Source organism: Demequina salsinemoris (assembly GCF_000974805.1).
Classification (GTDB): Bacteria; Actinomycetota; Actinomycetes; order Actinomycetales; family Demequinaceae; genus Demequina; species Demequina salsinemoris.
This window is the reverse complement of the sequence record NZ_BBQZ01000006.1, coordinates 63,269-90,150: the sequence shown is the minus strand read 5'-3', so window position 1 is coordinate 90,150 and position 26,882 is coordinate 63,269. Positions and strand designations below refer to the sequence as shown.

21 protein-coding genes and 2 tRNA genes are annotated in these 26,882 nt (G+C 69.4%); 15 read left to right on the top strand and 8 right to left on the bottom strand.

Annotated features, from left to right (window positions below):
• Positions 1–177 precede the first annotated feature (177 nt).
• The 4 genes from gyrB to AOP78_RS11950 all read left to right on the top strand — a co-directional run bounded on the left by gyrB (position 178) and on the right by AOP78_RS11950 (position 7,690).
• Positions 178–2,184: a DNA topoisomerase (ATP-hydrolyzing) subunit B gene (gene gyrB / locus AOP78_RS11960; RefSeq protein ID WP_062204961.1), complete on the top strand. Its 2,007-nt coding sequence runs from the start codon at positions 178–180 to the stop codon at positions 2,182–2,184.
• A 46-nt stretch (positions 2,185–2,230) separates the two neighbouring features.
• Positions 2,231–4,858, top strand: a complete 2,628-nt coding sequence (gene gyrA, locus AOP78_RS11955; protein WP_083980117.1) for a DNA gyrase subunit A — start codon at positions 2,231–2,233, stop codon at positions 4,856–4,858.
• A 178-nt stretch (positions 4,859–5,036) separates the two neighbouring features.
• Positions 5,037–5,198 (top strand): hypothetical protein, encoded by a 162-nt coding sequence (locus AOP78_RS15265; protein ID WP_160297633.1) that lies wholly within the window; start codon positions 5,037–5,039, stop codon positions 5,196–5,198.
• Positions 5,199–5,455: 257 nt separating this feature from the next.
• A complete protein-coding gene (locus tag AOP78_RS11950; protein WP_062204957.1) occupies positions 5,456–7,690 on the top strand; it encodes a beta-glucosidase in 2,235 nt (744 codons plus the stop codon).
• 144 nt (positions 7,691–7,834) lie between these two features.
• On the opposite strand, the gene AOP78_RS11945 is transcribed toward AOP78_RS11950, so the two are convergent.
• Positions 7,835–10,330 carry an FAD-dependent oxidoreductase gene (locus AOP78_RS11945; protein ID WP_062205220.1) on the bottom strand — a complete coding sequence of 832 codons (2,496 nt, stop codon included), beginning with the start codon at positions 10,328–10,330 and terminating at the stop codon, positions 7,835–7,837.
• Between the two features lie 253 nt (positions 10,331–10,583).
• On the opposite strand from AOP78_RS11945, the gene AOP78_RS11940 reads away from it, so the two are divergent.
• The 7 genes from AOP78_RS11940 to AOP78_RS11910 all read left to right on the top strand — a co-directional run bounded on the left by AOP78_RS11940 (position 10,584) and on the right by AOP78_RS11910 (position 16,710).
• Complete coding sequence (locus AOP78_RS11940) at positions 10,584–11,018, top strand: Fur family transcriptional regulator (protein WP_062205217.1); 435 nt, start codon at positions 10,584–10,586, stop codon at positions 11,016–11,018.
• 63 nt (positions 11,019–11,081) lie between these two features.
• Positions 11,082–12,551, top strand: coding sequence for a catalase (locus AOP78_RS11935; protein WP_062204953.1), 1,470 nt, complete (start codon positions 11,082–11,084; stop codon positions 12,549–12,551).
• 368 nt (positions 12,552–12,919) lie between these two features.
• Complete coding sequence (locus AOP78_RS11930; protein ID WP_152659529.1) at positions 12,920–14,461, top strand: SulP family inorganic anion transporter; 1,542 nt, start codon at positions 12,920–12,922, stop codon at positions 14,459–14,461.
• An 84-nt stretch (positions 14,462–14,545) separates the two neighbouring features.
• On the top strand, positions 14,546–15,334 hold the full coding sequence (locus AOP78_RS14795) for a DUF3566 domain-containing protein (RefSeq protein ID WP_083980092.1): 789 nt from the start codon (positions 14,546–14,548) through the stop codon (positions 15,332–15,334).
• Positions 15,335–15,434: 100 nt separating this feature from the next.
• Positions 15,435–15,508, top strand: a tRNA-Ile gene (locus tag AOP78_RS11920).
• Between the two features lie 119 nt (positions 15,509–15,627).
• Positions 15,628–15,703 (top strand) — tRNA-Ala (locus AOP78_RS11915).
• Positions 15,704–15,876: 173 nt separating this feature from the next.
• Positions 15,877–16,710 (top strand): DUF732 domain-containing protein, encoded by an 834-nt coding sequence (locus AOP78_RS11910; protein WP_152659528.1) that lies wholly within the window; start codon positions 15,877–15,879, stop codon positions 16,708–16,710.
• A gap of 40 nt (positions 16,711–16,750) precedes the next feature.
• Here the strand turns inward: AOP78_RS11910 and AOP78_RS11905 are convergent, their stop codons facing one another.
• Positions 16,751–17,497, bottom strand: a complete 747-nt coding sequence (locus tag AOP78_RS11905) for a hypothetical protein (RefSeq protein WP_062204949.1) — start codon at positions 17,495–17,497, stop codon at positions 16,751–16,753.
• A gap of 36 nt (positions 17,498–17,533) precedes the next feature.
• Complete coding sequence (locus AOP78_RS11900; protein WP_062204945.1) at positions 17,534–18,748, bottom strand: benzoate/H(+) symporter BenE family transporter; 1,215 nt, start codon at positions 18,746–18,748, stop codon at positions 17,534–17,536.
• A 55-nt stretch (positions 18,749–18,803) separates the two neighbouring features.
• Between AOP78_RS11900 and AOP78_RS11895 the strand changes: the two genes are divergently transcribed.
• The gene (locus AOP78_RS11895) at positions 18,804–19,334 is read left to right on the top strand and encodes a helix-turn-helix domain-containing protein (protein ID WP_062204942.1); all 531 of its coding nucleotides are present in this window, start codon (positions 18,804–18,806) and stop codon (positions 19,332–19,334) included.
• A gap of 122 nt (positions 19,335–19,456) precedes the next feature.
• Here AOP78_RS11895 and AOP78_RS11890 read toward each other — a convergent pair whose 3' ends face one another.
• From AOP78_RS11890 to AOP78_RS11875, 4 genes are all read right to left on the bottom strand, one after another.
• Positions 19,457–20,263: an ABC transporter permease gene (locus tag AOP78_RS11890; RefSeq protein ID WP_062204939.1), complete on the bottom strand. Its 807-nt coding sequence runs from the start codon at positions 20,261–20,263 to the stop codon at positions 19,457–19,459.
• Positions 20,263–21,129 (bottom strand): ABC transporter permease, encoded by an 867-nt coding sequence (locus tag AOP78_RS11885; RefSeq protein ID WP_062204936.1) that lies wholly within the window; start codon positions 21,127–21,129, stop codon positions 20,263–20,265. Before AOP78_RS11885 ends, AOP78_RS11890 begins: the two co-directional genes overlap by 1 nt.
• 74 nt (positions 21,130–21,203) lie before the next feature.
• Positions 21,204–22,367, bottom strand: coding sequence for an extracellular solute-binding protein (locus AOP78_RS11880; RefSeq protein ID WP_236685376.1), 1,164 nt, complete (start codon positions 22,365–22,367; stop codon positions 21,204–21,206).
• Between the two features lie 136 nt (positions 22,368–22,503).
• Complete coding sequence (locus AOP78_RS11875; RefSeq protein WP_062204933.1) at positions 22,504–23,511, bottom strand: ABC transporter ATP-binding protein; 1,008 nt, start codon at positions 23,509–23,511, stop codon at positions 22,504–22,506.
• A gap of 130 nt (positions 23,512–23,641) precedes the next feature.
• On the opposite strand from AOP78_RS11875, the gene AOP78_RS11870 reads away from it, so the two are divergent.
• Both AOP78_RS11870 and AOP78_RS11865 read left to right on the top strand, forming a co-directional pair.
• Positions 23,642–24,394, top strand: a complete 753-nt coding sequence (locus AOP78_RS11870; RefSeq protein WP_062204930.1) for a FadR/GntR family transcriptional regulator — start codon at positions 23,642–23,644, stop codon at positions 24,392–24,394.
• Complete coding sequence (locus AOP78_RS11865; protein WP_062204927.1) at positions 24,391–25,107, top strand: cache domain-containing protein; 717 nt, start codon at positions 24,391–24,393, stop codon at positions 25,105–25,107. Before AOP78_RS11870 ends, AOP78_RS11865 begins: the two co-directional genes overlap by 4 nt.
• 37 nt (positions 25,108–25,144) lie before the next feature.
• Here the strand turns inward: AOP78_RS11865 and AOP78_RS11860 are convergent, their stop codons facing one another.
• Positions 25,145–25,894 (bottom strand): hypothetical protein, encoded by a 750-nt coding sequence (locus AOP78_RS11860; protein ID WP_062204923.1) that lies wholly within the window; start codon positions 25,892–25,894, stop codon positions 25,145–25,147.
• Positions 25,895–26,264: 370 nt separating this feature from the next.
• On the opposite strand from AOP78_RS11860, the gene AOP78_RS11855 reads away from it, so the two are divergent.
• Complete coding sequence (locus AOP78_RS11855; protein WP_062204920.1) at positions 26,265–26,843, top strand: manganese efflux pump MntP; 579 nt, start codon at positions 26,265–26,267, stop codon at positions 26,841–26,843.
• The last annotated feature ends 39 nt before the right edge of the window (positions 26,844–26,882 follow it).

Here is a 26,882-nt window from a genome sequence, read left to right as displayed (position 1 = left end):
GGAGGGGCTTGACAGCGCTCTCGGAGCGTGCCCTTCGTCGTCCCCAAACCTGTCGGGGGTGCGGAAGTCCCCAATGCCGCCTGAATCGGCCCGAAACGGCCCGCTGAGCCACTAGAATGATTCAAGATGTGTCGCGTGCCGTCTCGGGCTGCGACAGGGGCTTGAAAGGCGATCCACGTGGCTGAAGACGACGTGAAGTCGGGTGCGTCCGACTACGGCGCAAGCAACATCACCGTCCTGGAGGGCCTCGAGGCCGTCCGCAAGCGTCCGGGCATGTACATCGGATCCACCGGTGAGCGCGGACTGCACCACCTCGTGTACGAGGTCGTCGACAACTCTGTCGATGAGGCGCTCGCCGGCTACTGCGACACCATCACCGTCACGCTCCTCGCGGACGGCGGCGTGCGCGTCCAGGACAACGGACGAGGCATCCCGGTCGATATGCACCCGACCGAGGGGAAGCCGACGCTCGAGGTCGTCATGACGATCCTCCACGCCGGCGGAAAGTTCGGCGGCGGCGGCTACGCGGTGTCGGGCGGGCTGCACGGCGTCGGCATCTCGGTCGTCAACGCGCTGTCCTACAAGGTCGAGAGCGAGATCCGTCGACAGGGTCACGTCTGGCGCCAGACTTTCGCCGACGGCGGCAAGCCGCAGACCACCCTCATCCAGGGCGAGGAGACGGACGAGACCGGCACCACGCAGACGTTCTGGGCCGACCCCGAGATCTTCGAGACCACGGTCTACGACTTCGAGACCCTGCGAGCCCGCTTCCAGCAGATGGCCTTCCTCAACAAGGGCCTGACGATCATCCTCATCGACGAGCGCGCCGAGCACGTCGTCGCCGAGGATGAGGAGGCCGCCGAGGACGAGGCGCCGACGTCACGCACCGTCACCTACCGCTACGACGGCGGCCTCGTCGACTACGTCGCCCACCTCAACGCGGCCAAGAAGGCCGAGGAGGTCCACCCCGAGATCATCAGCCTCGAGGCGGAGGACACCGAGAAGAAGATCTCGCTCGAGATGGCGATGCAGTGGACGACCGCCTACTCGGAGTCCGTGTTCACGTACGCGAACACCATCTCCACCACCGAGGGAGGCACCCACGAGGAGGGCTTCCGCGCCGCGCTGACCACCCTGGTCAACAAGTACGCGCGCGAGAAGAACCTGCTCAAGGACAAGGACGACAACCTCACGGGCGACGACGTCCGCGAGGGCCTCACCGCCGTCATCTCCGTCAAGCTCGGCGAGCCGCAGTTCGAGGGTCAGACCAAGACCAAGCTCGGCAACACCGAGGCGAAGACGTTCGTCCAGCGCGTCGTCGGCGACCAGCTCACCGACTGGCTCGACTCGCACCCGAACGAGGCCAAGGAGATCGTCCGCAAGTCGATCCAGGCCTCGGCCGCGCGCATGGCCGCGCGCAAGGCCCGCGAGGCCACACGCCGCAAGGGCCTCCTCGAGTCCGGCGGCATGCCCGGCAAGCTCCGCGACTGCTCGTCGAAGGACCCGTCGATCTCCGAGATCTTCCTGGTCGAGGGTGACTCGGCCGGCGGCTCGGCCGTCCGCGGCCGCAACCCCGCGACCCAGGCGATCCTGCCGCTGCGAGGCAAGGTCCTCAACGTGGAGCGGGCGCGCCTCGACAAGGCGCTCGCCAACGCCGAGATCCAGGCGCTGTTCACGGCGTTCGGCTCTGGCATCGGCGACGAGTTCGACATCGACAAGGCCCGCTATCACAAGATCGTCCTCATGGCCGATGCCGACGTCGACGGCAAGCACATCCAGACGCTCCTGCTCACGGTGCTGTTCCGCTACATGCGTCCCCTCATCGAGGCCGGCTACGTGTATCTCGCGCAGCCGCCGCTGTACCGCGTGAAGTGGTCGAACGCCGAGCACGACTACGCGTTCTCCGACCGTGAGCGCGACGCCTTCGTCAAGGAGGGCCTCGAGAAGGGCCGCAAGATGCCGAAGGAGAACGGCATCCAGCGCTACAAGGGTCTGGGCGAGATGGACTACTCGGAGCTGTGGGAGACCACCATGGACCCCGAGACCCGCACCCTGCTTCAGGTCACCATGGACGACGCCGCCCTCGCGGACGAGACCTTCTCGATCCTCATGGGCGAGGACGTCGAGGCCCGCCGCAGCTTCATCCAGCGCAACGCGAAGGACGTGAGGTTCCTTGACATCTGAGGTCCACAACCACGGAGCGATCGAGAAGGTCGATCTCAATGTGGAGATGCAGCAGTCCTACCTGGACTACGCCATGTCCGTCATCGTCGGCCGCGCCCTCCCGGACGTCCGCGACGGCATGAAGCCCGTCCACCGTCGCGTCGTCTACGCGATGTACGACGGCGGCTACCGGCCCGACCGCGCGTTCTCCAAGTGCACGCGCATCATCGGCGAGGTGATGGGCAACTATCACCCCCACGGTGACTCCGCGGTCTACGACACCTTGGTCCGCATGGTGCAGGACTGGTCGCTGCGCTACCCGCTCGCCGACGGCCAGGGCAACTTCGGCTCCCCCGGAAACGACCCGGCCGCCGCGCACCGCTACACCGAGTCCCGCATGGCGCCCATCGCCATGGAGATGGTCCGGGACATCGACAAGGACACGGTCGACTTCCAGGACAACTACGACGGCCGTACGCAGGAGCCCGTCGTCCTCCCGTCCCGCTTCCCGAACCTCCTGGTCAACGGCTCGGCCGGCATCGCGGTCGGCATGGCGACCAACATCCCGCCGCACAACCTCCGTGAGGTCGCCGACGGTGTGCAGTGGTACCTCGACAACCCCACCGCGACGCGCGAGGAGCTTCAGGAAGCCCTCATCGAGCGCATCCAGGGGCCGGACTTCCCCACCGGCGCGCTGATCCTCGGCAAGAAGGCGATCGAGGAGGCGTACCGCACCGGTCGCGGCTCGATCACGATGCGTGCCGTCGTCAACGTGGAGGAGATCCAGGGCCGCCAGTGCCTCGTGGTCACCGAGCTGCCGTACCAGGTGAACCCCGACAACCTCGCGCTCAAGATCGCTGAGCTCGTCAAGGACGGCAAGCTCTCGGGCATCGCCGACATCCGTGACGAGACCTCGGGACGCACGGGCCAGCGCCTTGTCATCGTGCTCAAGCGCGACGCCGTCGCGAAGGTCGTGCTCAACAACCTGTACAAGCACACCCAGCTGCAGGACACCTTCGGCGCGAACATGGTCGCGCTCGTCGACGGCGTGCCGCGCACGCTGAGCATCGACCAGTTCGTCAAGCACTGGACGGTCCACCAGGTCGACGTGATCCAGCGTCGCACCGCGTACCGCCTGCGCGAGGCCGAGCGCGAGGCCCACATCCAGCGCGGCTACGTGAAGGCGCTCGACAAGCTCGACGAGGTCATCGCGCTCATCCGCCGCTCGCCCTCGGCCGACGAGGCCCGTCAGGGGCTCATCGCACTGCTCGATGTGGACGAGGTCCAGGCTGACGCGATCCTCAACCTGCAGCTGCGCCGCCTCGCGGCCCTTGAGCGCCAGGCGATCGAGGAGCGCTACGCCAAGCTCATGGAGGAGATCAAGGACCTCCAGCAGATCCTCGACTCCGAGGTGCGTCAGCGCACGATCATCTCGGATGAGCTCGCGGAGATCGTCCGCAAGTTCGGTGACGACCGCCGCACGGAGATCTCCCCGTTCGACGGTTCCGTCGACGTGGAGGACCTCATCGCCGAGGAGGAGATGGTCGTCACCATCACCCACGGCGGCTACGTCAAGCGCACCCGCTCGGACCAGTACCGCGCGCAGAAGCGCGGCGGCAAGGGCGTCCGCGGGGCCTCGCTCCGCTCGGACGACACGGTCGACCACTTCTTCGTCACGACGACGCACCACTGGCTGCTGTTCTTCACGAACCTCGGCCGCGTGTACCGAGCGAAGGCGTACGAGCTTCCCGAGGGTGGACGCGACGCCAAGGGCCAGCACGTCGCGAACCTGCTCGCGTTCCAGCCGGGCGAGGAGATCGCCCAGGTCATGGAGCTCAAGACCTACCAGGACAAGCCGTACCTGGTGCTCGCCACCAAGCGCGGCCTCGTGAAGAAGACCGAGCTTGCGGCGTACGACTCGAACCGCAGCGGCGGCCTCATCGCCATCAACCTGCGCGAGGTCGAGGGCGAGGACGGTGAGACCCGTCCCGACGAGCTCATCTCCGCGCGACTCGCCGGTCCCGAGGACGACCTCATGCTGGTCAGCCGCAAGGGTCAGTCGCTGCGCTTCCACGCGTCCGACGACGAGCTGCGCTCGATGGGCCGCGCGACGTCGGGCGTGAAGGGCATGTCCTTCAGGGACGACGACGAGCTGCTCGCCATGGACGTCATCCTCGCCGGCACCGCGGTCGCGGACGGCGCGGAGTCGGACGGCGTGGACGATGCGGAGGTCGAGGACGATGTGACGGCGGGTGAGGGCCCGTACTCGTTCGTCGTCACGGCGGCCGGCTATGCCAAGCGCACGTCCGCGTCCGCGTGGGCGCCGAAGCACCGTGGTGGCCTGGGTGTCAAGGTCGCGACCCTCACCGAGGATCGTGGCGACCTCGTCGGTGCGATGCTCGTCGAGGACTCGGACGAGGTCCTCGTCATCATGGAGTCCGGCAAGGTCATGCGCTCGCCCGTGAGCGAGGTGCCGGTCAAGGGCAAGAACACGATGGGCGTCATCTTCGCCAAGCCCGGCAGGAACGACAGCATCATCGGTATCGCCCGCAACGTCGAGCGCAACCTCGCGGACGAGGACGCGGACGGCGAGGGCGGCGACGCCACGGCGTCCGAGAGCCCGGCATCGGAGAGCACGGCGCCCGACAGTGCAGTGCCCGAAGGCGAGGCGCCCGCCACCGACAGCGCCGAGTGACGCATGCTGACGCCCGAGCGGTGCGTGGCGGTCCCCTCAAAGGACCGTCCGACGCTCGGGCGTTCGCGTGTCCGGGGTCGCGGGAGCGGTGGTGCGCACCGACCGCGTCCGCGGGTTGTGCTGGCCAGGCGGGCCCCGGCAGGGCATCATCCTGTGGAGGGGAACCGGAGGACCGTGCATGACTGACCGCGCCGACAAGGACGAGCCGAGGCACGTCCTGCCGCCGGAGGAGCGTACCGCTCCCCCTCGCGCGGCGCGCGCGTCCGTCGCGGCGAAGGCCTCCGCGGCGGCAGCCGCGGCGCAGGCGGCGGCGACCCGCAAGGGGCGCAAGGCGAAGTGACGCCCGGGCGCGCGGGCGACTCCCGCTGCGCGCCGATCCCTTCTCTCCCGCGGAATCAGGGCCTCCAGCCGCGAGCGGGCGCATCGTCCCTCGCTGGTTCCAGCACCCGCGCGCGAGGGCTTCCTCACACCCGCGTGACAGGGTCCTGGTGGTCCGTTGTAACGTTTCGACTCGGAATCGTTGTAACGTTTCGACAAGACACTTGAGAACCGGTTCGTTCATGACCGGGGACGCCGCATCGCTACGAAGGAGCAGAGATGACCGACATCAGCGCACTCACCCTCGAGGAGAAGGCGAGGCTCGTCTTCGGTGCGGACTTCTGGACCACCGTCGCGATCGAGGACAAGGGCATCCCCTCCGCGATGCTCACCGACGGTCCTCATGGACTGCGCAAGCAGCTCGGCGGATCGGACCACCTCGGGATCAACGCGTCGGTGCCCGCGACCGCCTTCCCCACCGCCGCTGCGACCGGCTCGTCCTGGAACCCGGAGCTGCTCTCCCGCATGGGAGCCGCGCTCGCCGTCGAGTGTCGCGTCGAGGACGTCGACGTCCTCCTCGGCCCCGGCATCAACATGAAGCGCTCGCCCCTGGGCGGACGCAACTTCGAGTACTTCTCCGAGGACCCGCTGCTCGCGGGCGAGCTCGGAGCGGCGTGGATCAACGGGCTCCAGGCGCTCGGCGTCGGCGCCTCGGTGAAGCACTACGCCGCGAACAGCCAGGAGACGGACCGCATGCGCGTCAGTGCGGAGGTCGATGAGCGGACCCTGCGCGAGATCTACCTCCCGGCCTTCGAGCGCGTCGTCAAGAAGTCGCAGCCCGCCACGGTGATGTGCTCGTACAACAGGATCAACGGCGTGCGCGCGTCGGAGAACCACTGGCTGCTCACCGAGGTCCTGCGCGACGAGTGGGGATACGAGGGCTACGTCGTCTCCGACTGGGGCGCCACCTGGAACCCCGCCGTCGCGCTCACGGCGGGCCTCGACCTCACGATGCCGAGCACCGGCAAGGCCGGACCTGCCGCCGTCATGGCCGCCGTCGAGGATGGCACCCTCGACGAGGCCGTCCTCGACCAGGCCGTCGCCCGCATCCTCGCGGTCCACGAGCGCCTCCGCGCGGACCGCACCGCCGAGGTCGCCTTCGACGTCGATGCGCACCACGTCCTCGCCCGCGAGGTCGCGGCCGACTCCGCCGTGCTCCTCGCCAACGAGGGCGGTCTGCTGCCTCTCGCGAACGAGGGAGGCGCCGTCGCGGTCCTCGGCCCGTTCGCGACCGCGCCGCGCTACCAGGGCGCTGGTTCCTCGCACGTCGTCCCGACCCAGCTCGACGAGCCGCTCGCGGCGATCGCCGAGGCGACCGGGCGCGACGTGGTCCACGCCCCCGCCTTCCGCCTCGACGGCGAGAAGGACGACGAGCTGCTGAGCGTCGCGGTCGACGCGGCCTCGCAGGCGGAGGTCGTCGTCCTCATGCTCGGCCTGCCCGACGCCGTCGAGTCCGAGGGCTGGGACCGCGACCACATCCTCCTCCCCCGGGTTCAGCTCGACGCCCTCGCGGCGGTGCACGCCGCCAACCCGAACGTCGTCGTCGTGCTCTCTCACGGCTCGGTCGTCTCGCTCGAGGGAGTGATCGACAAGGCACCCGCGATCCTCGACATGTGGCTCGCCGGGCAGGCCGGCGGGTCCGCGCTCGCGCAGATCCTGTTCGGCCAGGCCGAGCCCGGCGGACGCCTCGCGGAGACGGTGCCGTGGAAGCTTGAGCACACGCCCGCGTACGTCAACTGGCCCGGTGGCGACAAGGTGGTCCGTCACGGCGAGCGCATCTACATCGGCTACCGCTGGTACGACGCGACCGACCGAGAGATCGCCTTCCCGTTCGGACACGGCCTGTCCTACACGACGTTCGAGCACGAGCTGGTCGGCATCGATGTTCCCGCCGCGACGCAGGCCGCCGCGACCGTGCGGGTCAAGGTGACGAACACGGGTGACCGCAGCGGATCCGACGTCGTCCAGGTCTACGTCGGCGACCCCGAGGCCGCCGTCGACCGCCCCGTCCGCGAGCTGCGCGCGTTCCAGAAGGTGGCGCTCGCCGCCGGGGAGTCGACTGTCGTCGAGCTCGAGCTCGACGATCGCGCCTTCGCCTACTGGGGCACCGCCGGCTGGACGGTCGAGCCCGGCGAGTACGTCGTCGAGATCGGCCGTTCGTCGCGCGACATCGTCGCCACCCGCTCCATCACGCTCGACGTGCCGCCCGTCGTCCCGACGCTCGACATCGACTCGAACTTCGGAGACTGGCTCGAGCACCCTGTCGGCGCCAAGGTCCTCGAGAGGATCACCCAGTCAGGCGTGGGCGACGGCGGCACCGACCTGTTCGCCGACGAGGACATGGCGGGCATGATGCTCCAGATGCCGATGGTGAAGGTCGCCGACTTCATGGCGCCCGGCAACGGCGTCCAGACGGTCGAGGGCATGCTCACCGAGCTCGACGCGCTGAGCTGACGCGCTCGCTCTCTCCGCTCCGCGGCTGACAGTCTGAACCAATCTGAGACGCGACACCCCGCGTCAGGCCCTTCGAAGGGGCCCGACGCGGGGTGTCGCCTATGGAATTGGTTCAAACTGTCGGGGTGAACCGGGGCGTGAGCGTCAGATGAACAGCGTCGTGCCTGACTCCTGAGCCTCGCCCAGGAAGGTCGCGACGCCGGCGAGCTCGACACCCTCGATGAGGTCGGACTGCGCCATGCCGAGCAGGTCCATCGTCATCGTGCAGCCGAGGAGGCGCGCGCCGCCGTCCTGCGCGTTCTTGATGAGCTCGGGCAGCGACTGGACGTCGTGCTGCTTCATGACGTTCTTGATCATCGCGGTGCCCGCTCCCGCCATGTGCATCTGCGACAGCGTGAGCTTCTCGGCGCCCTTCGGCATCATCATGCCGAACATGGTGTCCATCATGGACTTGTCGCGCTTGGGCGGGTCCGTCCTGCGCAGGGCGTTGAGGCCCCAGAAGGTGAAGAACAGCGACACCTCCTGACCCATCGCGATCGCGCCGTTGGCGATGATGAACGCCGCGAGCTGCTTGTCCAGGTCACCGGAGAAGACCACCATCGACATCTTGTTGCTCGTCGCGCCGCCGGTCTGGACGGGAGCGACCCCGCCCTTGCGGAACGTCGCGACGAAGCCGGGACCCTTGGGGTCCATCGACACGAGGGTGTGGCCGTTCTTCGAGGCCCATGCAGGACCGTCAAGAGCGAAGCCGGGGTCGGAGACCGTCACGCGGATCTCGTCGCCCGCGTTCGCCTTCTTCATCGAGTCGGACAGGCGCATGATCGGGCCGGGGCAGGCCAGCCCGGTGCAGTCGAGGTCCGTCAGCTGTCCCGTCGCGGCGGCGACGGCCGAGGCGACGGAGACCTTCTCCGCGTAGTTCTCCATGGGCGGCAGGGCGTTGTACTCGTCGGCCGGGTTGTCGTGCACGTGGCCGTACGTGGTCGAGCCGCCCGAGAGGGTCTTGACGTCGGTGAAACCGTTCTGGATGAGGATGCGGTGCGCGAGGTAGGAGCGGAAGCCGACGGCGCAGTACAGACGGATGGGCTGGTCCTTGTCCGCCCAGCCCTTGACCGCCTCGCGGAAGTCGGCGAGCGGCACGTTCTCGGCGCCCGGCAGGTGGTGGATGCCGTACTCCTCGGGGGTGCGGACGTCGACCAGTCGGGCGCCGTCGGCCAGGGGCCACTCCTCGGCGTACCAGAGGTCGAAGTCGCCGCGGATCGTGTTGGCGGCGACGAAGCCGGCCATGTTCACCGGGTCCTTCGCCGAGCCGAACGGCGGGGCGTAGGCGAGCTCCTGCTCCTCGAGGTCGAAGACCGTGAGGCCCGCGCGGATCGCCATGGCGAACACGTCGATGCGCTTGTCGACGCCGTCGAAGCCGCACACCTGGGCGCCGTAGATCGTCCCGTCCTTGGGCGAGAACAGCAGCTTGATGTGCATCATCGCGGTGCCGGGGTAGTAGCCGGCGTGGCCCGACGGGTGCACGTGGACCACGCGGTACTCGATGCCCGCGGCCTCGAGCTGGCGCTTGGTGGCGCCTGTGCCGCCCGCGACCATGTCGAACACCTTGACGATCGACGTTCCCTGCGTGGACTTGTACTCGGTGTCGCGCCCGCAGATGTTCTCCGCGGCGACGCGCGCCTGGCGGTTCGCGGGTCCCGCGAGCGGCGCGAGGTACTCCCCCGGCAGCACGGGGTGCGGCGTCTCGACGGCGTCGCCCGCGGCGTAGATGTCGGGGTCGGACGTCTGCATGTGCGTGTCGACCTTGATGCCGCCGCGCTCGCCGAGCTCGATCCCCGCGGCCTTGACCAGCTCGACGGCGGGCTTCACGCCTGCCGCGAGGATCACGAGGTCGGCCTTCAGGGTCGTGCCCGAGTTGAGCTCGACGCTCACGCGGTCGGAGCCGTCGGCGTCGGACAGCGACTGGAAGGCGGCGGCCGCGGTGGACAGGTGCACGTTGATGCCGCGCATGCGCAGGTGACGCTCGACGGGCGCGGCGATGTCGGAGTCGACGGGCGGCAGGATCTGCGGGGCGAGCTCGACGACGTCGACCTTCACGCCGCGGTGGTGGAGGTTCTCCGCCATCTCGAGGCCGATGTAGCCGGCGCCGACGACGACGGCCGTGACGGTGCCGCGCTTGCCGGCCTTCTGGGCCGCGATCGCGGCGTCCAGACGGGTCTTGATCTTGTCCATGTCGCCGATGCGGCGCAGCACCTCGACGGCGGGGTGGTCGATGCCGGGCAGCGGGGGACGGACGGCGTCCGCTCCCATGCACAGCGCGAGCTTGTCGTAGGACTCGGTGTACTCCTTGCCGGAGTCGACCTCGCGGACGGAGACGGTCTTGGCCTCGCGGTCGATCGCCACGACCTCGGTCGCGATGCGGACGTCGAGGTGGAGCGACTCGCGCAGGCTCTCAGGGGTCTGGAGCAGCAGGCGCGAACGCTCGGTGATGACCTCGCCCACGTGATACGGCAGGCCGCAGTTGGCGAACGAGACGTGGTGGCCGCGCTCGAAGACGACGATCTCGGCGTCCTCGTCGAGGCGACGCGCCCTGGCTGCGGTGGATGCTCCGGCGGCGACTCCGCCGACGACCACAAGCTTCATGATTCCCATACCTCCCGGGGTATTTGTCCTGCTGCAAGGCTAGGCCATGCCCCCTGGGGCATGCCTAGGCCCTTGGTCACCGCATCGTCCGGGGGCCTGAACGGCTCCACACCAGGATGCCGCGAGGAGCAGGCGCCTGCACGGTGAGCAGGGCGGCAGGCAGCAGGACGATGCGGGGGCGGGGGTTCGGAGCGCACCTCTCGCGATTTCTTAATTGATAAATTCAAAAGAACTGGGTACTCTGTCCTACATGATGACCGACGCGCGAACTATGCTTGCGGAGGCAGGTCTGCGCATCACGGCCCCGCGCGTCGCGGTCATCGATGTGCTCGCCGACCATCCGCACGCCGCTGCGGACGCGGTCTACGCGAAGGTCAGCGAGAGCCTTCCTCGCACGTCCCTGCAGGCCGTCTACAACGTCCTCGGGGACCTCACCGCGCAAGGTCTTGCGCGCAGAATTGAACCCGCTGGCTCCCCCGCTCGCTATGAGCTGCGCGTGGGAGACAACCACCACCACGTCGTCTGCACCGAGTGCGGCAAGGTCGAGGACATCGACTGCGTGGTCGGCCATGCACCCTGCCTGCTTCCGAACGAGGATCACGGCTTCGCTATCGCCGAGGCCGAGGTCACGTTCTGGGGCGTGTGCACCGACTGCCGCGAGGCAGCCGTCGACGCACCCGTTCTCTGAGGTCGCCCTCGGGCGGCCCATGCCTCGTCAGGTCCCCACGATCCCCGAAGGAGCTCCGCCACCATGACGGACAAGTTCACGACGACCAACTCCGGCGCCCCCGTCGCCTCGGACCAGCACTCGCTCACCGTCGGCGCCAACGGCCCGACCTCGCTGACCGACCACTACCTGGTCGAGAAGCTCGCGCAGTTCAACCGTGAGCGCGTGCCCGAGCGCGTCGTCCACGCCAAGGGCGGCGGCGCCTTCGGCACGTTCACCACCACGAACCCCGAGATCGCGAAGTACACCCGCGCCGCGCTGTTCCAGGACGGCGTCCAGACCGAGATGCTCGCGCGCTTCTCCTCCGTCGCCGGCGAGTCGGGCTCCCCTGACACGTGGCGCGACCCCCGCGGCTTCGCGCTGAAGTTCTACACGACCGAGGGCAACTACGACCTGGTCGGCAACAACACCCCCGTCTTCTTCATCCGCGACGGCATCAAGTTCCCCGACTTCATCCGCTCGCAGAAGCGCCTGCCCGGTTCGCACCTGCGCGACAACGACATGCAGTGGGACTTCTGGTCGCTCCAGCCGGAGTCGGCCCACCAGGTGACCTGGCTCATGGGTGACCGCGGCATCCCGAACTCGTGGCGCGAGATGAACGGCTACGGCTCGCACACCTACCAGTGGATCAACGCCGAGGGTGAGCGCTTCTGGGTGAAGTACCACTTCATCTCCCAGCAGGGCGTGGTCAGCATGCCCGCCGACAAGGCCGCCGAGCTCGCCGGCTCGGACTCCGACGTGCACATCCGTGACCTCTACGAGCACATCGATGCGGGCGACTTCCCGCGCTGGGACCTCTCGGTCCAGGTCATGCCCTACGAGGACGCGAAGACCTACCGCTTCAACCCGTTCGACCTCACCAAGGTGTGGCCGCACGCTGACTACCCGCTGATCCCCGTCGGCGTCATGGAGCTGAACAGGAACCCCGAGAACTACTTCGCTCAGATCGAGCAGGCGACGTTCGCCCCGTCGAACTTCGTTCCCGGCATCGGCACGTCGCCCGACAAGATGCTGATGGCCCGCATCTTCTCCTACGCGGACGCCCACCGCTACCGCGTCGGCACCAACCACGCCGACCTGCCGGTCAACGCGCCGAAGAACGCGGACGCGAACGGCCACTCCTACTCCAAGGACGGCTCGATGCGGTACTCGTTCGCCTCGCCCGAGACCCCCGTGTACGCGCCCAACTCGCTCGGCGGCGCGCACGCCGACCCCGAGCGCGCTGGCGACGCGGGCAACTGGGAGACCGACGGCGAGATGGTTCGCGCTTCGGCCACCCTGCACCCCGAGGACGACGACTTCGGCCAGGCCGGCACGCTGTACCGCGAGGTCTTCTCGGCCGAGCAGAAGGCCGCGTTCCTCGAGACCATCACGGGTCACGTGGGCGCCGTGAAGAGCGATGACATCCGTGAGCGCGCGATCCAGTACTGGACCAGCGTCGACGCCGAGCTCGGCGCCGCGCTGCGCGCGAACGTGACGCCCGTCGCGGTCTGACGACACCTTCAGGGCGGGTGCCTGGCGAAAGCCGGGTGCCCGCCCTTCGTCATGTCTCCCCCATGCACTCCGCACGGATTCCCGCGCGACACGCCAGCGTGTCGCCGGGTCGGGTTGGCGTGTCGTCGGGGTGTCGGTTTCAGTTCCGTGCGGAGTGCTTGGAGGGAGAGGGACGATGCGGTGGCTGAGACGGTGCGGCGGCCGCCTGAGATGTGGGGTCGACCACCCTCCAGGGAGGTCGCGACGCGCATCGGGTAGCCTGGGCCCCGGCCACGGTGGGCCTCCCCCTTCTCCTGTGACGCGTTCAGGCGCGCGCTCGCGCCTGCCCGGCTGACGCATCGTCCCCGTCCCCTTGGAGCCTCATGAGCATGCCCGCCACGAACCCGCGCACGTCCACCGGCGTCCCCGAGGTGACGAACAACCTCGGAACGCCGTGGGACCCGCGCTCGTGGCGCCGTCCCGAGTGGCTGAGCCCCAAGGTGATGCGCACCGAGCTGCTCGCTGGCCTGGTGGTCGCGCTCGCGCTGATCCCCGAGGCGATCTCCTTCTCGATCATCGCGGGCGTGGACCCGCGGGTCGGCCTGTTCGCGTCGTTCACGATGGCCGTCGCGATCGCCTTCCTCGGCGGACGCCCGGCGATGATCTCGGCTGCCACCGCCGCGGTCGCGCTCGTCGTCGCACCCCTGGCGCGCGATTACGGCCTCGACTACCTGGTCGCGGCCGTCATCCTGGGTGGCGTCCTCCAGGTGGTGCTCGCGCTGCTCGGCGTCGCGAAGCTCATGCGCTTCATCCCGCGCTCGGTGATGATCGGCTTCGTCAACTCGCTCGCGATCCTGATCTTCATGGCGCAGCTGCCACACCTCACCGACGTGTCGTGGGTGGTCTACGTTCTCGTCGCGGCGGGGCTCGCGATCATCGCGTTCCTCCCCCGCCTCACGACTGCCGTGCCCGCGCCGCTCGTCGCGATCGTGCTGCTGACCATCGTGACCGTCGCCTTCAGCATCGCGGTGCCGACCGTCGGCGACGAGGGCGCGCTGCCCGAGGGACTGCCGACGCTGTTCTTCCCGAACGTGCCGTTCACGCTTGAGACGCTCGAGATCGTCGCGCCGTATGCGCTCGGCATCGCGCTCGTGGGACTCCTCGAGTCCCTCATGACGGCCAAGCTCGTGGACGACGTCACGGACACCCACTCGGACAAGACCCGTGAGGCGTGGGGCCAGGGGGCGGCCAACATCATCACGGGACTCTTCGGCGGCATGGGCGGCTGCGCGATGATCGGCCAGACGATGATCAACGTGAAGGTCGGCCGCGCCCGCACGCGCCTGTCGACGTTCGCCGCCGGTGTCTTCCTGCTCATCCTCATCCTCGCGCTCGGTGACCTCGTGGCGCTGATCCCGATGGCCGCGCTCGTCGCGGTGATGATCTTCGTGTCGTGGGCGACGTTCGACTGGCATTCGATCCGACTCTCGACCCTGCGCCGCATGCCGCGCTCGGAGACGTCGGTGATGCTCGTGACAGTCGCGATCGTCGTCGCCACGCACAACCTCGCCTACGGCGTCGTCGCTGGCGTGGTGCTCGCGTCCGTCCTTTTCGCACGCAGGGTCGCGCACATCGCGGAGGTGACGGGCGGTGACGTCATCGACGGCGTGCGTCGGTACACCGTGTCGGGCGAGCTGTTCTTCGCGTCGTCCAACGATCTGTACAGCCAGTTCGACTACGCGGGCGACCCCGACAGGGTGGTCATCGACATGACGCACTCGCACGTGTGGGACGCCTCGACCGTCGCGGCGCTCGACTCGATCGAGCACAAGTACACGACCCACGGGAAGTCCGTGGAGATCGTCGGCCTCAACGAGGCCTCCCAGGAGTTCCACGGCCGCATCTCGGGTCACCTCGGCGGCGGCCACTAGTCCACACGCGCGCATGGGGCTTGTGGCCCTCAAGTACGCTTATGCGGAGGGGTCGGGCATTGTGCGCGGCCAGGAGGAGAGTTCATGAACGCGGAAGATCGCGGCACCCGGCCGGCCACCGGTCAGAACCCGTGGACGCAGGCGTCTGCGTCCACCCCGCCGTCGGTGACGCCCGCGTCGGGCGCGAACCCTCAGCGCACCTCCCTGCGGTCGGGTCAGATCCCCTCGCGCCCCGTCACGGGCGAGACCCCGACGACGGGTTCGGCCGCTGCCGAGCCGCGCAGCGGCGGCAACGTGTTCGCTCCCGCGCCCGCCGGCTCGACGCGTTCCGCAGCTCCCGCCGCGAGCCGCAGCACGGCTCCCGCGTCCGCCGGAGCGACCGCCACCGCCGCTCAGGGCACCGCATCGGGTGAGACCGAGACCGCCTTCGGCACGATCAAGTCCGCGCCGAGCCGTTCCAAGGTCGAGGTGCGGCCCGCCGATCCGGCCGCCGCGTCGAAGAGCAAGGGCGGCCCCCGCAAGGTCCGCGCGCTCGTCTCGCGAGTCGACCCGTGGTCGGCGCTGAAGATCGGCTTCCTGCTGTCGATCGCGGTCGGCATCATGCTGGTGGTCGCCGTCTATGTGCTGTGGAACGTGCTCAACACCATGGGCATCTTCACGACGATCAACGACTGGATCCTCACGCTCTTCCCCGAGGACAGCGAACTGGACCTCATGCAGTTCTTCGACCTCAACAAGATCATGGCGGCCACCACGCTGATCGCCGTGGTCGACGTCGTGCTGCTCACCGCGCTCGCCACGATCTCGGCGTTCCTCTACAACGTGATCTCCGCGGTCGTTGGCGGCTTCTACGTCACCCTCACCGACGACTGACCCTCGCCGCACTCCAGGCCGACGGCCGGGGCGGGAGCCGATTTGGAACCCGCCCCCGGCGTTTGGTATGGTTTATCGCCGCGGCCAAGCCGCGGTGAACGGGCCCATAGCTCAGGCGGTTAGAGCGCTTCGCTGATAACGAAGAGGTCGGAGGTTCAAGTCCTCCTGGGCCCACGGAAGACGACCGGACGGTCGTGCCGGACCACAGGTCGATGCGGCGCAGCCGCTCCCTACCGGTCCTCCAGCTCCCGTGGGAGACTGGAATTCACCCACACTGGACTCACCTCCAGCACGGGGCCTTGGCGCAATTGGTAGCGCACCTGCTTTGCAAGCAGGGGGTTAGGGGTTCGAGTCCCCTAGGCTCCACCATCGGGCACGAAGCCCGCGGAAGCGCCGCCACAGTCCACTGGGATTCGCGCGGCGAACGATTCCCCCAGCATCCTCACGTTTCGCCCTGACGCGTGCACTCCCCCTCCCCCAGCGCATCGACACCGGGCGACGTACAGTTTCAGCAAGAGGTTCAGTCGGCGGAGGGGGTCGAGATGAGCACCACCCCGGAGTGGCACGAGGATCCGACGGCACCGGGATCGGGACGCCAGCGCTATTGGGACGGCGCCCAATGGACCGAGTGGGTCATGGACCCGGGCGCCACCCAGCCGCGGGCCTATCCGGTCGCGGAGGCGCAGGCCGACGCCGCCACCGCGCCCACCCAGCAGATGCCCACCGCAGAATCGACGACGCAGGACGCGACGATGCAGGGCTCCACGGTGCCGCTGCCGGCCGACACCCAGTACGCCGCCCCTGGTGGCCAGGCTCCGGTGGGCCAGCCGGCGCAGAAGAGCAAGGCGCCCATGATCATCGGCATCGTCGTGGGCGTGCTGCTGCTGATCGGGGTCGGCGGTGCGATCCTCGTGGGCCTCCTCCTCAACAAGGCGAGCGACACCGTCTCCGACGCCCTCGATGACCTCGCGGCGTCCGCATCGTCCGGGCTCGACGACTGGGAGTCGTGGGCAGCGGAGCTGTCGGAGGGCGCGGAGTCGCTGTCGGAGGAATGGGGCGACATCACCGCGGACCCGTCGATCACCGCGTCGTGGGAGTCGGCGTTCCCCGATGGTGACGATCCCGAGGAGAACTACCTGTGGCTGATCGACCTGTGGGACACCGGCATGGACGAGGACACCGCCCTGGAGGCGGGCAACTTCGTGTGCGCCGCGTTCGAGGAGGGCGCGACCGAGTCCGCCGACTCCATGAACCAGCTCCTCAAGGACGTCGCGGACGATTACGACCTCGACGAGTTCATGGCCGCGGGCGTCGTCGGCTCAGCCACGGCGCTGTGCCCCGAGTGGACGGACGCGCTCGACGAGTCCTGGGGCTGAGCGTCCGCGGAACGCCTGCGGGCGCCCGTCCCCGAGCGGGTCAGCTCGCGCAGGCGACGACGGTCGCGTCGAACGTGCGGTTTCGCGGCACCCGGTACTTGTGGTTGGTCTGCGCGGTGTGATCGGCGTAGACCTTGCCCGTGTAGGTGTCGACCATCCGCACGCAGACGGACTTCTGGGTGTACAAGGTGAAGCCGATCCTCATGTTCTCGTCGACGGGACGGAGATTGGTGCGGAGGGTCGAGCCAGAGGGGCGGAAGTAGGAGCCGCCTCCGGTGACCTTCGCGGCGAGCGAGTTGGCGCCGCCGTCCCAGTTCACCTTCGCCCGGGAGTAGAGGGTGCAGTCGTCGGAGGCGACGACGTCGACGTCGACCGACGCGACGTGGGGTCCGACGGAGACCCTGAAGGTGTTGTCCGACTCCTCCTTCACGACCGTTCGGGTCTTGCCCGACTGGTAGGTCCACGTGATCGTGGCTGACAGGCTGCAGTACCGGTTGCCGACGGTGTTGAGCGAGACACCGACAAATCCCTTGTCGTACGGCGTCCATGACACGCGCCTGCTCTTGGTCTCGCCGGTGGGGACCGTCATCCATCCAGGCCACACCTTCACGGACTTGACGTAGTCGGATCCCGACTCCAGTGACACAGTCATCTTGGTGCCGGTCGCTGCTTGCGCCGCGCCGGGCACCGCCACGAGCCACGCGAGGGCGAGCGCGACGATCGCGCCGAGCGAGAGCAGTCGTGATCGGGCTGGCACGGAGCTCGGGATGAGCGACGGTACGGACACGGTGGGATCCCCTTTTTCGCCGGACTGGAAGAGCGCCTACTGGCGCTGCGATGTCACGCTATGAACGTTGCCAGATGCCGAAGCGGTTGGGGTCGATCGTGGCCGAATTGTGAGCATCCGCCTGAGGCCGAGCCCGATCAACAGCGCCCAGAACGCCGAGCCGATCCCCGCGATCGCCACGCCCGACGCGGCGAGCAGGAGGGTGACGGCGGCGGGGAGCCGATCCGAGGGATCGGCGAACGACCCCGACACGGACGATGCGAAGGTCCCCAGCAGCGCGAGTCCCGCCACGGCCTCGAGCAGGCCGGCGGGGGCGGCCTCGACGAGGGCGGTCAGCGTGGCGGCGATCGCGGCGATGCCGAGGTAGGCCCATCCGGCGGTCGCGGTCGCGATCCAGCGGCGACGCGGATCGGGGTGCGACTCGGGTGACGCGGGCAGCGCCGCCGTGATCGCGGCGAGGTTGACGGCGTGGCCACCGAAGCCGGCCCCGGCGATCGTCCCGACGCCCGTGACGAGCATCGTCTCCTTCCACGGCGCCTCGTACCCGGCGGCCTTGAGCACCGCGGCGCCGGGAACGTTTTGCGAGGCCATCGTGACGACGTACAGCGGGATCGCGAGGCCGAGCATCGCGCCCCAGGTGAGGGACGGCGTCGTCCAGGCGAGGCTTGGCGCGGCGAACGGCACTCCCCCGTCGGTCGCCGTGGTCACGACCATGGTGACGAGCGCGAGGCCGAACGCGAGCGGCGTGGCCCAGCGCGGGGCGAGGCGCTGCATGACCAGCCACACGACGATCAGCGCCCCTACCAGCCACGGCTGGCCCGTCAGCGCGGTGAAGGGCGCGAGGCACAGCGGCAGGAGGATTCCGGCGAGCATCGCCTGGGCGATCGCCGGCGGGATGAGGCCGATGAGCCGGGCCAGCGGACGGATCAGCCCCGTGGCGACGATCAGCACCCCTACCAGCATGAACGCACCGATGGCCGCGGTCCAGCCGCCGTCGACGGCGCCCTGGCTTGCGAGCAGCGCCGCGCCGGGCGTGGACCAGGCGAGGGTCAGGGGCGTGCGGTGACGCCAGGTGAGCCACAGCATGCCGAGCGCCTGGACGATGCAGAGGACGGCGAGTCCCGAGGCCGCCTGGTCGGGGGTCGCCCCGGCGGCGCGCAGGCCCGCGAGGACCACCGCGAAGGAGCTGGCGAAGCCGACGAGGGCCGTGACGAGGCCCATGGCGATGGTGTGCCGACGCGCGTGTTCCATGAACAGAACGATAACCCAGGTGTTCTGAGAACGGAACAGTCGCTAGGCTGGCCGTGTGGAATCCGACGACCTGGCCCCGCTCGTGGGCGAGCGGCTGCGCGAGGTCAGGGCCGCGCGCGGGCTCTCGCTCGGCGCGCTGGCCGCCGCCGCGGGGATCGGCAAGGGATCGCTGTCCGAGATCGAGCGGGGGAGTCGCAACCCGAACCTCTCGACGCTGTACTCGCTCGCGAACGCCCTGGACCTGCCGCTCGCGTGGCTGCTCGCCGAACGCCCCGGCGCCGAGGTGGGCGCTCCCGGCATCGACACCATCCTGCTGGGCACCACGGGGACCGAGGACGATGCGGTCGAGATCTACACGTTGCGCCTCACCCCGGGCACGGTGCATCGGTCAGCGGCGCATGGGCCGCGCGTCGTCGAGCACCTCGTCGTGACGCGGGGCGCTGCGCGCGTGGGCCGCGCGGGCGAGGAGGTCGACGTGCCGGCGGGGGAGCACTACGCATGGGCGTCCGACACCGAGCACACGTACGAGGCCGTCGACGGGCCCGCCGAGGCGGTCCTCGTGATCAGGCGCGCGCCCGCGTCCTGAACCGGACGTACTGAACCGGCCGTCCTGAACTGCACTTCCTGAACTACACTTCCTGAACCGGCCGGCGCGAGCCGGCCACCGCATCGTCCCTGGTTCCACGGTCCTCTCGAGCGAGAGGCCGCCTACCGCGAGACGGTCGCGGCGTCCTTCGCCGTGAGCCGCTGAGCGATCGCGATCGGGACGACCGACACCACGACCAGGATCACGGCGATCACCGCGACCACGGGCGCCTGCGATGGCCGGAACATGTTCTGCAGGATCCACAGCGGCAGCGTCGTCACGCCGTTGCCCGCGGTGAACGTCGTGACGATGATCTCGTCGAAGCTCAGCGCGAAGGCGAGCAGTCCGCCCGCGACGAGCGCCGACTTGAGGCGCGGGAACGTGACGAGCCGGAAGGTCGTGAACAACCCTGCGCCCAGGTCCATCGACGCATCCTCGAGCCGCGTGCCGGAGGCGCTGAGCCGCGCGAACGCGTTGTTGTAGACCGTGACGATGCAGAACGTCGCGTGCGCGATGATCAGCGTCCAGATGGACAGCTGAACGCCCATCATGGTCCGGAAGGCGTTGTTGAGCGCGATGCCCGTGACGATGCCGGGCAGCGCGATCGGCAGCACGATGAGGAGGTTCACGGCCTCCTTGCCGAAGAACTCGTAGCGCGACAGCGCCATCGCGGCGAGGGTGCCGAGCACGAGCGCGACCGTCGACGCGGCGAGCGCGACCACCACGGACGTGCCGAGCGCCTCGAGCGCTCCCGTGCTGTGCAGCGCGCGTCCCCACCACTCGAGCGTGAAGCCCGGCGGCGGCCACGAGAGGCTCTCCGACGTGCTGAACGAGTTGAGCAGCACCACGAACAGCGGCAGGTAGATGAGCGCGAGCGTCACGGTCGTGACGACGCCGAGGACGGCGCGGGTGACGGGTCCGAGCTGCATCACAGGCTCCTGAGGGCGCCGGTCCGTCGGACCGCGGCGAGGTAGAGGAAGATGATCCCGATCGGGATCAGGGAGATCGCGGCCGCGAGCGGGAGGTTGTTCGCCGCGCCGACGTTCGTGTAGACGAGGTTGCCGAGCATCTGGGTCGTGCCGCCGACGATGCCGACGGTGATGTAGTCGCCCAGGCTCAGGCAGAACGCGAAGATGGACCCGGCGATGATCGCGGGCTTGATCATGGGCATCACGACCGCCATCAGGGTCACGCCGCCGCGCGCGCCCAGGTCGGCCGACGCCTCGAGCAGCCGGTCGGGCACGCGGTCGAAGCCCGCGTAGATCGGCATGATCACATAGGGCAGCCACAGGTACGACAGCGTGAGGATCACGCCCGCGATGCCGTAGCCGGGGGTGTCGAGGCCGAGCGGAGCGCCCGCCCAGCCGATCAGCCCGTCGGCCGACAGCAGCGCGCGCCACGCGTACACCTTGACCAGGTACGACGCCCACAGCGGCGCGAGCACCGCGATCACGAGCAGGTGCCGGGCGCGCGGGTTCGCGACCTTCGCCATGAAGAACGCGACCGGGATCGCGACGATGACGTCGATCACGGTGACCGCCGCCGCGATGCCGAGCGTGCGTAGCGTGACGGTCCGGTAGAGCGCCTCGGTGAAGACCTCGACGACGTTCTCCGTCGTCCATTGGATCTGGACCTGACCGGTCAGCCCGTCGACCGTCCAGAAGGCGGTGATGAGCAGCGCGGCCAGCGCGACCACGTAGACGAGCCCGAGCCACGCGACGGGCGCGGTGAGCAGCCCCGCCACCTGGAGCCGGCGGCGCGGGGCGAGAAACGCGGAGACGCGATGCGTGGTCATGGGGTCCTCGAGGGTCGATGCGGGTGCGGCTGAGCATGGTCGTGGGGGCGGGGGCCCGCCCCCACGACCAGCGGTCAGCCCTTGATCTCCTGCCAGGCCTTGGTCCACTCGGCGTAGTCGACGCACTCGACGTCGGTGCGGCCGTCGACGCACTCCGCGATCGGGGTGGTCCAGTACCAGATCTGCTCCGCGTACTCGGCGTCGCCCGCGTGGTAGTCGTCGCAGTCGTCGCGGTAGTCGCACGCGGCCTCGGACGAGGGGGCCTCACCGAAGTAGGCGGTGGCCTCGGCGTTGACCTCGGGGCTCGCGATGTAGTCGAGCCACATGTACGCGCAGTTGGGGCTCTCGGCCTCGGAGGCGATCATCCACGTGTCGGACCAGCCGGTCGCGCCCTCGTCGGGAAGGACGACCTCGGTGTTGCCGGTCGTGATCGAGTTCTGGATGACCTGCCAGGTGGTGCCGACCACGGAGTCGCCCGACTCGAAGGCCTGGATCTCCTTGAGGTAGTCGGACCAGTACTCGCCGACGTTCTCCTTCTGCGCCTTGAGGAGCTCGACGGCCGCGTCGAACTGGTCCTGGTCCAGGGCGTACGGGTTCGTGATGCCGAGATCGGGCTCGGTGCTCATGAGGTAAACGGCCGCGTCGGCGATGTAGATCGGGGAGTCGTACGCGGTGACCGCCCCGGCGTAGTCCGACGCGTTGTCGAACACGACGTCCCACGAGGTCGGCGCGGGGTCCACGACGTCCGTGTTGTACATGAGCAGGTTCGCGCCGTAGCCGTGGGGGACTCCGTAGGAGACGCCGTCGACCGAGTTCCACTCCTTGTCCTTCAGGAAGTCGAAGATGCCCTCGTAGTTGTCGAGCAGATCGGTGTTGACCGCCGAGACCAGGTCGGCGCCGATGAGGCGGAGCGTGAGGTCGCCCGATGCGGCCACGACGTCGTAGCCGCCGCTCTGCATCAGCTGGTACGCCTCGTCGGACGTGCCGTAGGTCTTGGAGACGACCTCGCAGCCGGTGGCCTCGGTGAATCCCGAGACCCAGTCGACCGACGGGTCGTTGGAGCCGTCCTCGACGTAGCCGGGCCACGCGAGGATCGACACGGTGCCCTCGGCGTCACCGATCTCGGTGGCGGCCTCGGTGTCCGACCCGGAGCTCGCGGTGCCGCAGGCCGCCAGGGAGGCGACTGCGACCGACGCGACGCCGGCTCGGAGGGACATGCGGGCGGTTGGCTTCAACACGGGACTTCCTCTCGGTACGGGGGTTCCTACGGGGTGGTGCGTGTTCCTGCGTGGTGGTTCCTGCGTGGTGCGGTGGTGCGGTGCGAAGGGACGATGCGGGGTTGAGGACGATGCGAGGTTCAGGACCATGCGGTCCTCAGGACGATGCGGTGGCCTCCAGGGAGGTCGCGTCGGCCGGGTCGATGGAGACGGTCACGCGGTCGCCGCGGGTGCGCTCCGCGTTCGCGCCGATGTTGGGCTCGAGCGCCGTGATGCGGGTGTCGAGGCCGTCGAGGTCGATCACGATGCGATGCTCGGGTCCGGTGTAGATGACCTCGGCGATCGTGCCAGGGACGCCGTCGGGCGCGCCGAGCGAGACGCGCTCGGGGCGTACCGCCATCAGGTGATCTGCCAGGCCGAAGGCCTTCGCGACGGGAGGCTCGAGGAGTGTCGACGAGCCGACGAACGACGCGACGAAGCTGTTGGCGGGGCGGTCGTAGACCTCGCGCGGGGTGCCGAGCTGGACGACGCGTCCCGCGTCGAAGACCGCGACCCTGTCGCTCAGCGTGAGGGCCTCGTCCTGGTCGTGGGTGACGAAGACGAACGTGATCCCGAGCGAGCGCTGGAGCTGCTTGAGCTCGACCTGCATCTGCTCGCGGAGCTTGAGGTCGAGGGCGCCGAGCGGCTCGTCGAGCAGCAGGGCGTCGGGGCGCAGGACGATCGCGCGGGCGAGCGCGACGCGCTGGCGCTGGCCGCCCGAGAGCTCGTGCGGCTGCCGGTCCTCGAGTCCTGCGAGCTGCACGGCGGCGAGGGCCTCCTCGGCGCGCGCCCGCCGGGCATTGCGGGGCGTGCCAGCGACGCGCAGGCCGTACTCCACGTTCGCGATGACGCTCATGTGGGGGAAGAGCGCGTAGTCCTGGAAGACCGTGTTGACGGGTCGCTCGAAGGGCGGGAGGGAGGTGACGTCCTTGCCGAACAGCTCGACCGTGCCGCTTGTGGGCTGCTCGAAGCCCGCGATGGCGCGCAGCACGGTCGTCTTGCCTGATCCGGACGGACCGAGCATCGAGAAGAACTCCCCGGCCTCGATGTCGAGGTCGAGGTCGGCGACGGCGACGGTCTCGCCGAACCGCTTGTGGAGTCCGCGCAGGCGAATGGCAGTGGGCATGTCGCTTATTCATCTAGAACCAGATGTCATCTGCGCGGCTCGCGTGTAAACACCCCGTTAAATCTCTGGGACCGAACTATTCCGCGGCCCGCCGCGACACGACAATGTGAGTCGGAGAGGACGGTGCGGCATGGTGAGCACGGGCGCGGGCGTGGCGCGCGAGGCGACGCGCGCCGCGATCTTCGCACCGCTCGCGGCGGTAGGTCGCGCCGAGGTGGTCGCGCAGCGGCTCGCCGATGCGATCCAGCTCGGCCTGCTCGAGCAGGGGGAGCGGCTGCCCACCGAGCAGGAGCTCGGGCGCCGCTTCGGAGTCGCCACGGTCACCGCGCGCGAGGCGCTCGAATCGCTCCGCTCCGACCACCTGATCGAGACCCGCCGCGGACGCTCGGGCGGCAGCTTCGTCACGGGCAGTGGGGACGATGCGCGGGCCGCGCTCCTCGCGCGCCTCACCGGGACGTCGCGCGTCGAGCTGCGCGACATGGGGCTCCACTACTCGCTCATCGCGAGCGGGGCCGCTGAGCGCGCCGCGACGTTCGCGACCCCGGGAGGCGTCGACACCCTCGAGCTGCTCGTTGAGGACGGGGCTACCGCGAGCGGTGTCGCCGCACGGCGCGCCGAGAACGGGATCCGGCTCGAGGTCGCCGCGCTGTCGCGCTCCGCGCGCCTCGTGTCGGAGCAGGTGAGGCTTCAGTCCGAGTTCGGTCCGCTGCTGTGGATCGCGCTCCAGGACGGCGACGTGGTCCGCGGCAACGCCGCGAGGCACCGACGCCTCGTCGAGGCGATCGGCGACGGCGCAGAGTCTCGGGCCAGGGCTGTCGTGCAGGAGCAGGTCGGGTGGCTCGTCGACCGGCTGCTCGCGATCCGCGAGGCGGCCGACCGATGATCGCCCCAGGCATCCGCGAGATCGCCGCGGTGCTCGGCACCTCGCTCGCGCCGGTCTTCGCGCAGGTCAGCGACTGGCGGGTGAGGGTCGAGGCCGCTCTCGCGCAGGGCGTCACCTCGGTGGCCGAGCTCGACGAGATCGTCCAGTGGCTCGTCGCCACGGCGCTCGCGGAGTCCGGGCCGACGCTCGGCGCTGGCTTCGTCGCCGCACCGGGCTTCCTCGAGGAGGCTCCCTGGCACATGGCGTGGTGGATCAGCGCGGCCAACGGGGTGGGCCTCGCCGGCCGGCGGGGGACGCTGAGAAGGCTCGAGGCGACCGAGAATCCGCTCGACGAGTCGTTCCTCGACTACACGCGGCTCGAGTGGTGGCGCGGTGCGCTCAAGCATCGCGACGCGTATCTCACCGGCCCGTACATCGACTACCTGTGCACCGACGAGCTCACCCTGACGCTCACCGTGCCCGTGCGGGTCGACGGAGAGATCGCGGGCGTCGTCGGCGCCGACCTCTCGGTGGCCCGCCTCGAGAGCCTCACCGATGGCGTGCTCGGCCGTTCCTCGGTGCCGGCCGTCCTCGGGACCGCCGCGGGACGCGTCGTCGCGGCCACCAACGCAGCGCTCGAGCCAGGCATGCCCGCGAGTCGCCTCGCGGGCGTCGGGGGCTGGCATCCGGTCCCAGGATGCGGCGGAACGCTCTCCGTCGCGCCCGCGTCCTGAAAGCCCTCGCCAAGGTGCTCCCTCGGCGCGCGGCGCCTCATGCCAGCGGGTTCATCCCGTCGCCGTCGACGCAGCACGCGTGAAGCCATGCGGCGTCGCGCACGCGCGGTTCCGGGTCGTGCGCGAGCAGCGCCTGGTCCGCCTCCGACGTCCGCGGATTCATCGCGACGGCCCTGCGCACCTCGAGATCGGGATGCTCCGCGAGGACGCTCAGCTCGAGCGGGGTCGCGTCGTCGCGGGTCGCGGCACGCAATCCTTCGATGAAGCACCACGAGCGGATCTCGTCGGCGATCTCGGCAAGCCCCTGCGCTGCGGCGGCCGTCGCCATCGCATTGCCGTCCGCGATCTCCTCCACGGTCCGCGCGGCGCGACGGTAGAGGTCCATGTTCAGGAGAGTCACGCCTGAGGTCGCCCGCGGCCGACCCGCGGGCTCGATGACCACGAGCCTGCGCGGGAGGTCCCCGACGCAGGCGTCGACGACGTCCACCATCGCGTCGTCGATCGCCGTCGACGAGCGGTAGGCGTGCGCCGCAAGGGCGTCGCCGGCGTCGGTGAGGCCCGCGCGGTGCAGGCGCTCGGCGTCGACGAGGGCAGCGAGGGTCGCGGACGCGCTCGCCGGGACGTCGCGGGGTGTCCGACCCGCCAACGCGATCACGCTGACCCCGAGCCCGGCGACCGCCTCACCGCCGCGCACCACGCACACGTCGGCGGGAAGATCGCTCGCACGCGGAAGCGCGCGCCGGGCGGCCTGGGCCTGGCCTGTGCTCGTGGGGGTGTCGATGGTCATGGGGATCTCGGATCTGTTGGAAGGGCGTGGATCGTTCCGCTGGTCTCCTTGGTCGAAGGTGTCCATCCCATCGCCCCGGTCGGGCCGATGGCCACAGGAAGGGAGGAATCCCACACGCGCGGGGGCCGCGTGGAGCGCCACGTGCTGGCGGGACGGCGCCACGGTGTGGAAGACTGTCCGCGACGAAGGGGAGTAGCTCCCAGCGATCCGCGAGGATCCGAACCCGTGTCGACATACTGGCGCTCAGGCGCCCGGTGCGGGTTCCTGGCTCAGGCCGGGTGAGCAAGACCTTCGGCACGTGCTCAGCGTGCCGAGGCATCCCCGCACCACCTCCTCGGCACGGCGGTCCGAACCCGAGAGGTCCCCTCCGTTGTCGCCACTCACCCTGCTGCTCACCGCGCTTGGCGTCTCCGCCGACGCCTTCGCCGTCTCCGTGGGCAAGGGCCTGCATCTGCGCCGGCTCGTCTGGAAGCCGGCGCTCCAGCTCGCGATCACCTTCGGCGCCTTCCAGGCACTCATGCCCGTGCTCGGGTGGCTGCTCGCATCGTCGTTCGCGGAGCAGGTCGAGGCCTTCGACCACTGGATCGCCTTCGGACTGCTGGCCGCGATCGGCGGCAAGATGGTGTGGGAGTCGCGGTCCGCCGACGACGAGGACGACGACGTCCCCGGAGATGACATCAGCATCGGCGCGCGCGAGCTGCTCGTGCTCGGCGTGGCGACGAGCATCGACGCGCTCGCGGTCGGAGTGTCCTTCGCCTTCCTCGCCGTCGACATCTGGATCGCGGTCGCAGTCATCGGCGTCGTCACGTTCCTGGCCTCGCTGGTCGGCTACCGCGTCGGACACCACGCGGGTGAGCACCTTCGCTCGTGGGCGGAGCTCGCCGGCGGTCTCGTGCTCATCGGCATCGGCGTGAAGATCCTCCTCGAGCACCTCTCCGGCGCGGCCTGAGCGCCGCGGTGCACGGACGACGAAGGCCCGGACCGCACG

Excerpts from the sequence above, each read along its gene's own strand:
- AOP78_RS11935 (WP_062204953.1), top strand. The coding sequence starts at position 11,082 with ATGACGGACAAGTTCACGACGACCAACTCCGGCGCCCCCGTCGCCTCG.
- AOP78_RS11865 (WP_062204927.1), top strand. The coding sequence starts at position 24,391 with ATGATCGCCCCAGGCATCCGCGAGATCGCCGCGGTGCTCGGCACCTCG.
- AOP78_RS11885 (WP_062204936.1), bottom strand. The coding sequence starts at position 21,129 with ATGACCACGCATCGCGTCTCCGCGTTTCTCGCCCCGCGCCGCCGGCTC.
- AOP78_RS11870 (WP_062204930.1), top strand. The coding sequence starts at position 23,642 with ATGGTGAGCACGGGCGCGGGCGTGGCGCGCGAGGCGACGCGCGCCGCG.
- AOP78_RS15265 (WP_160297633.1), top strand. The coding sequence starts at position 5,037 with ATGACTGACCGCGCCGACAAGGACGAGCCGAGGCACGTCCTGCCGCCG.
- AOP78_RS11860 (WP_062204923.1), bottom strand. The coding sequence starts at position 25,894 with ATGACCATCGACACCCCCACGAGCACAGGCCAGGCCCAGGCCGCCCGG.
- AOP78_RS11900 (WP_062204945.1), bottom strand. The coding sequence starts at position 18,748 with ATGGAACACGCGCGTCGGCACACCATCGCCATGGGCCTCGTCACGGCC.
- AOP78_RS11945 (WP_062205220.1), bottom strand. The coding sequence starts at position 10,330 with ATGAAGCTTGTGGTCGTCGGCGGAGTCGCCGCCGGAGCATCCACCGCA.
- AOP78_RS11910 (WP_152659528.1), top strand. The coding sequence starts at position 15,877 with ATGAGCACCACCCCGGAGTGGCACGAGGATCCGACGGCACCGGGATCG.
- AOP78_RS11930 (WP_152659529.1), top strand. The coding sequence starts at position 12,920 with ATGCCCGCCACGAACCCGCGCACGTCCACCGGCGTCCCCGAGGTGACG.
- AOP78_RS11890 (WP_062204939.1), bottom strand. The coding sequence starts at position 20,263 with ATGCAGCTCGGACCCGTCACCCGCGCCGTCCTCGGCGTCGTCACGACC.
- AOP78_RS11940 (WP_062205217.1), top strand. The coding sequence starts at position 10,584 with ATGACCGACGCGCGAACTATGCTTGCGGAGGCAGGTCTGCGCATCACG.
- AOP78_RS11875 (WP_062204933.1), bottom strand. The coding sequence starts at position 23,511 with ATGCCCACTGCCATTCGCCTGCGCGGACTCCACAAGCGGTTCGGCGAG.
- AOP78_RS14795 (WP_083980092.1), top strand. The coding sequence starts at position 14,546 with ATGAACGCGGAAGATCGCGGCACCCGGCCGGCCACCGGTCAGAACCCG.
- AOP78_RS11950 (WP_062204957.1), top strand. The coding sequence starts at position 5,456 with ATGACCGACATCAGCGCACTCACCCTCGAGGAGAAGGCGAGGCTCGTC.
- gyrA (WP_083980117.1), top strand. The coding sequence starts at position 2,231 with ATGCAGCAGTCCTACCTGGACTACGCCATGTCCGTCATCGTCGGCCGC.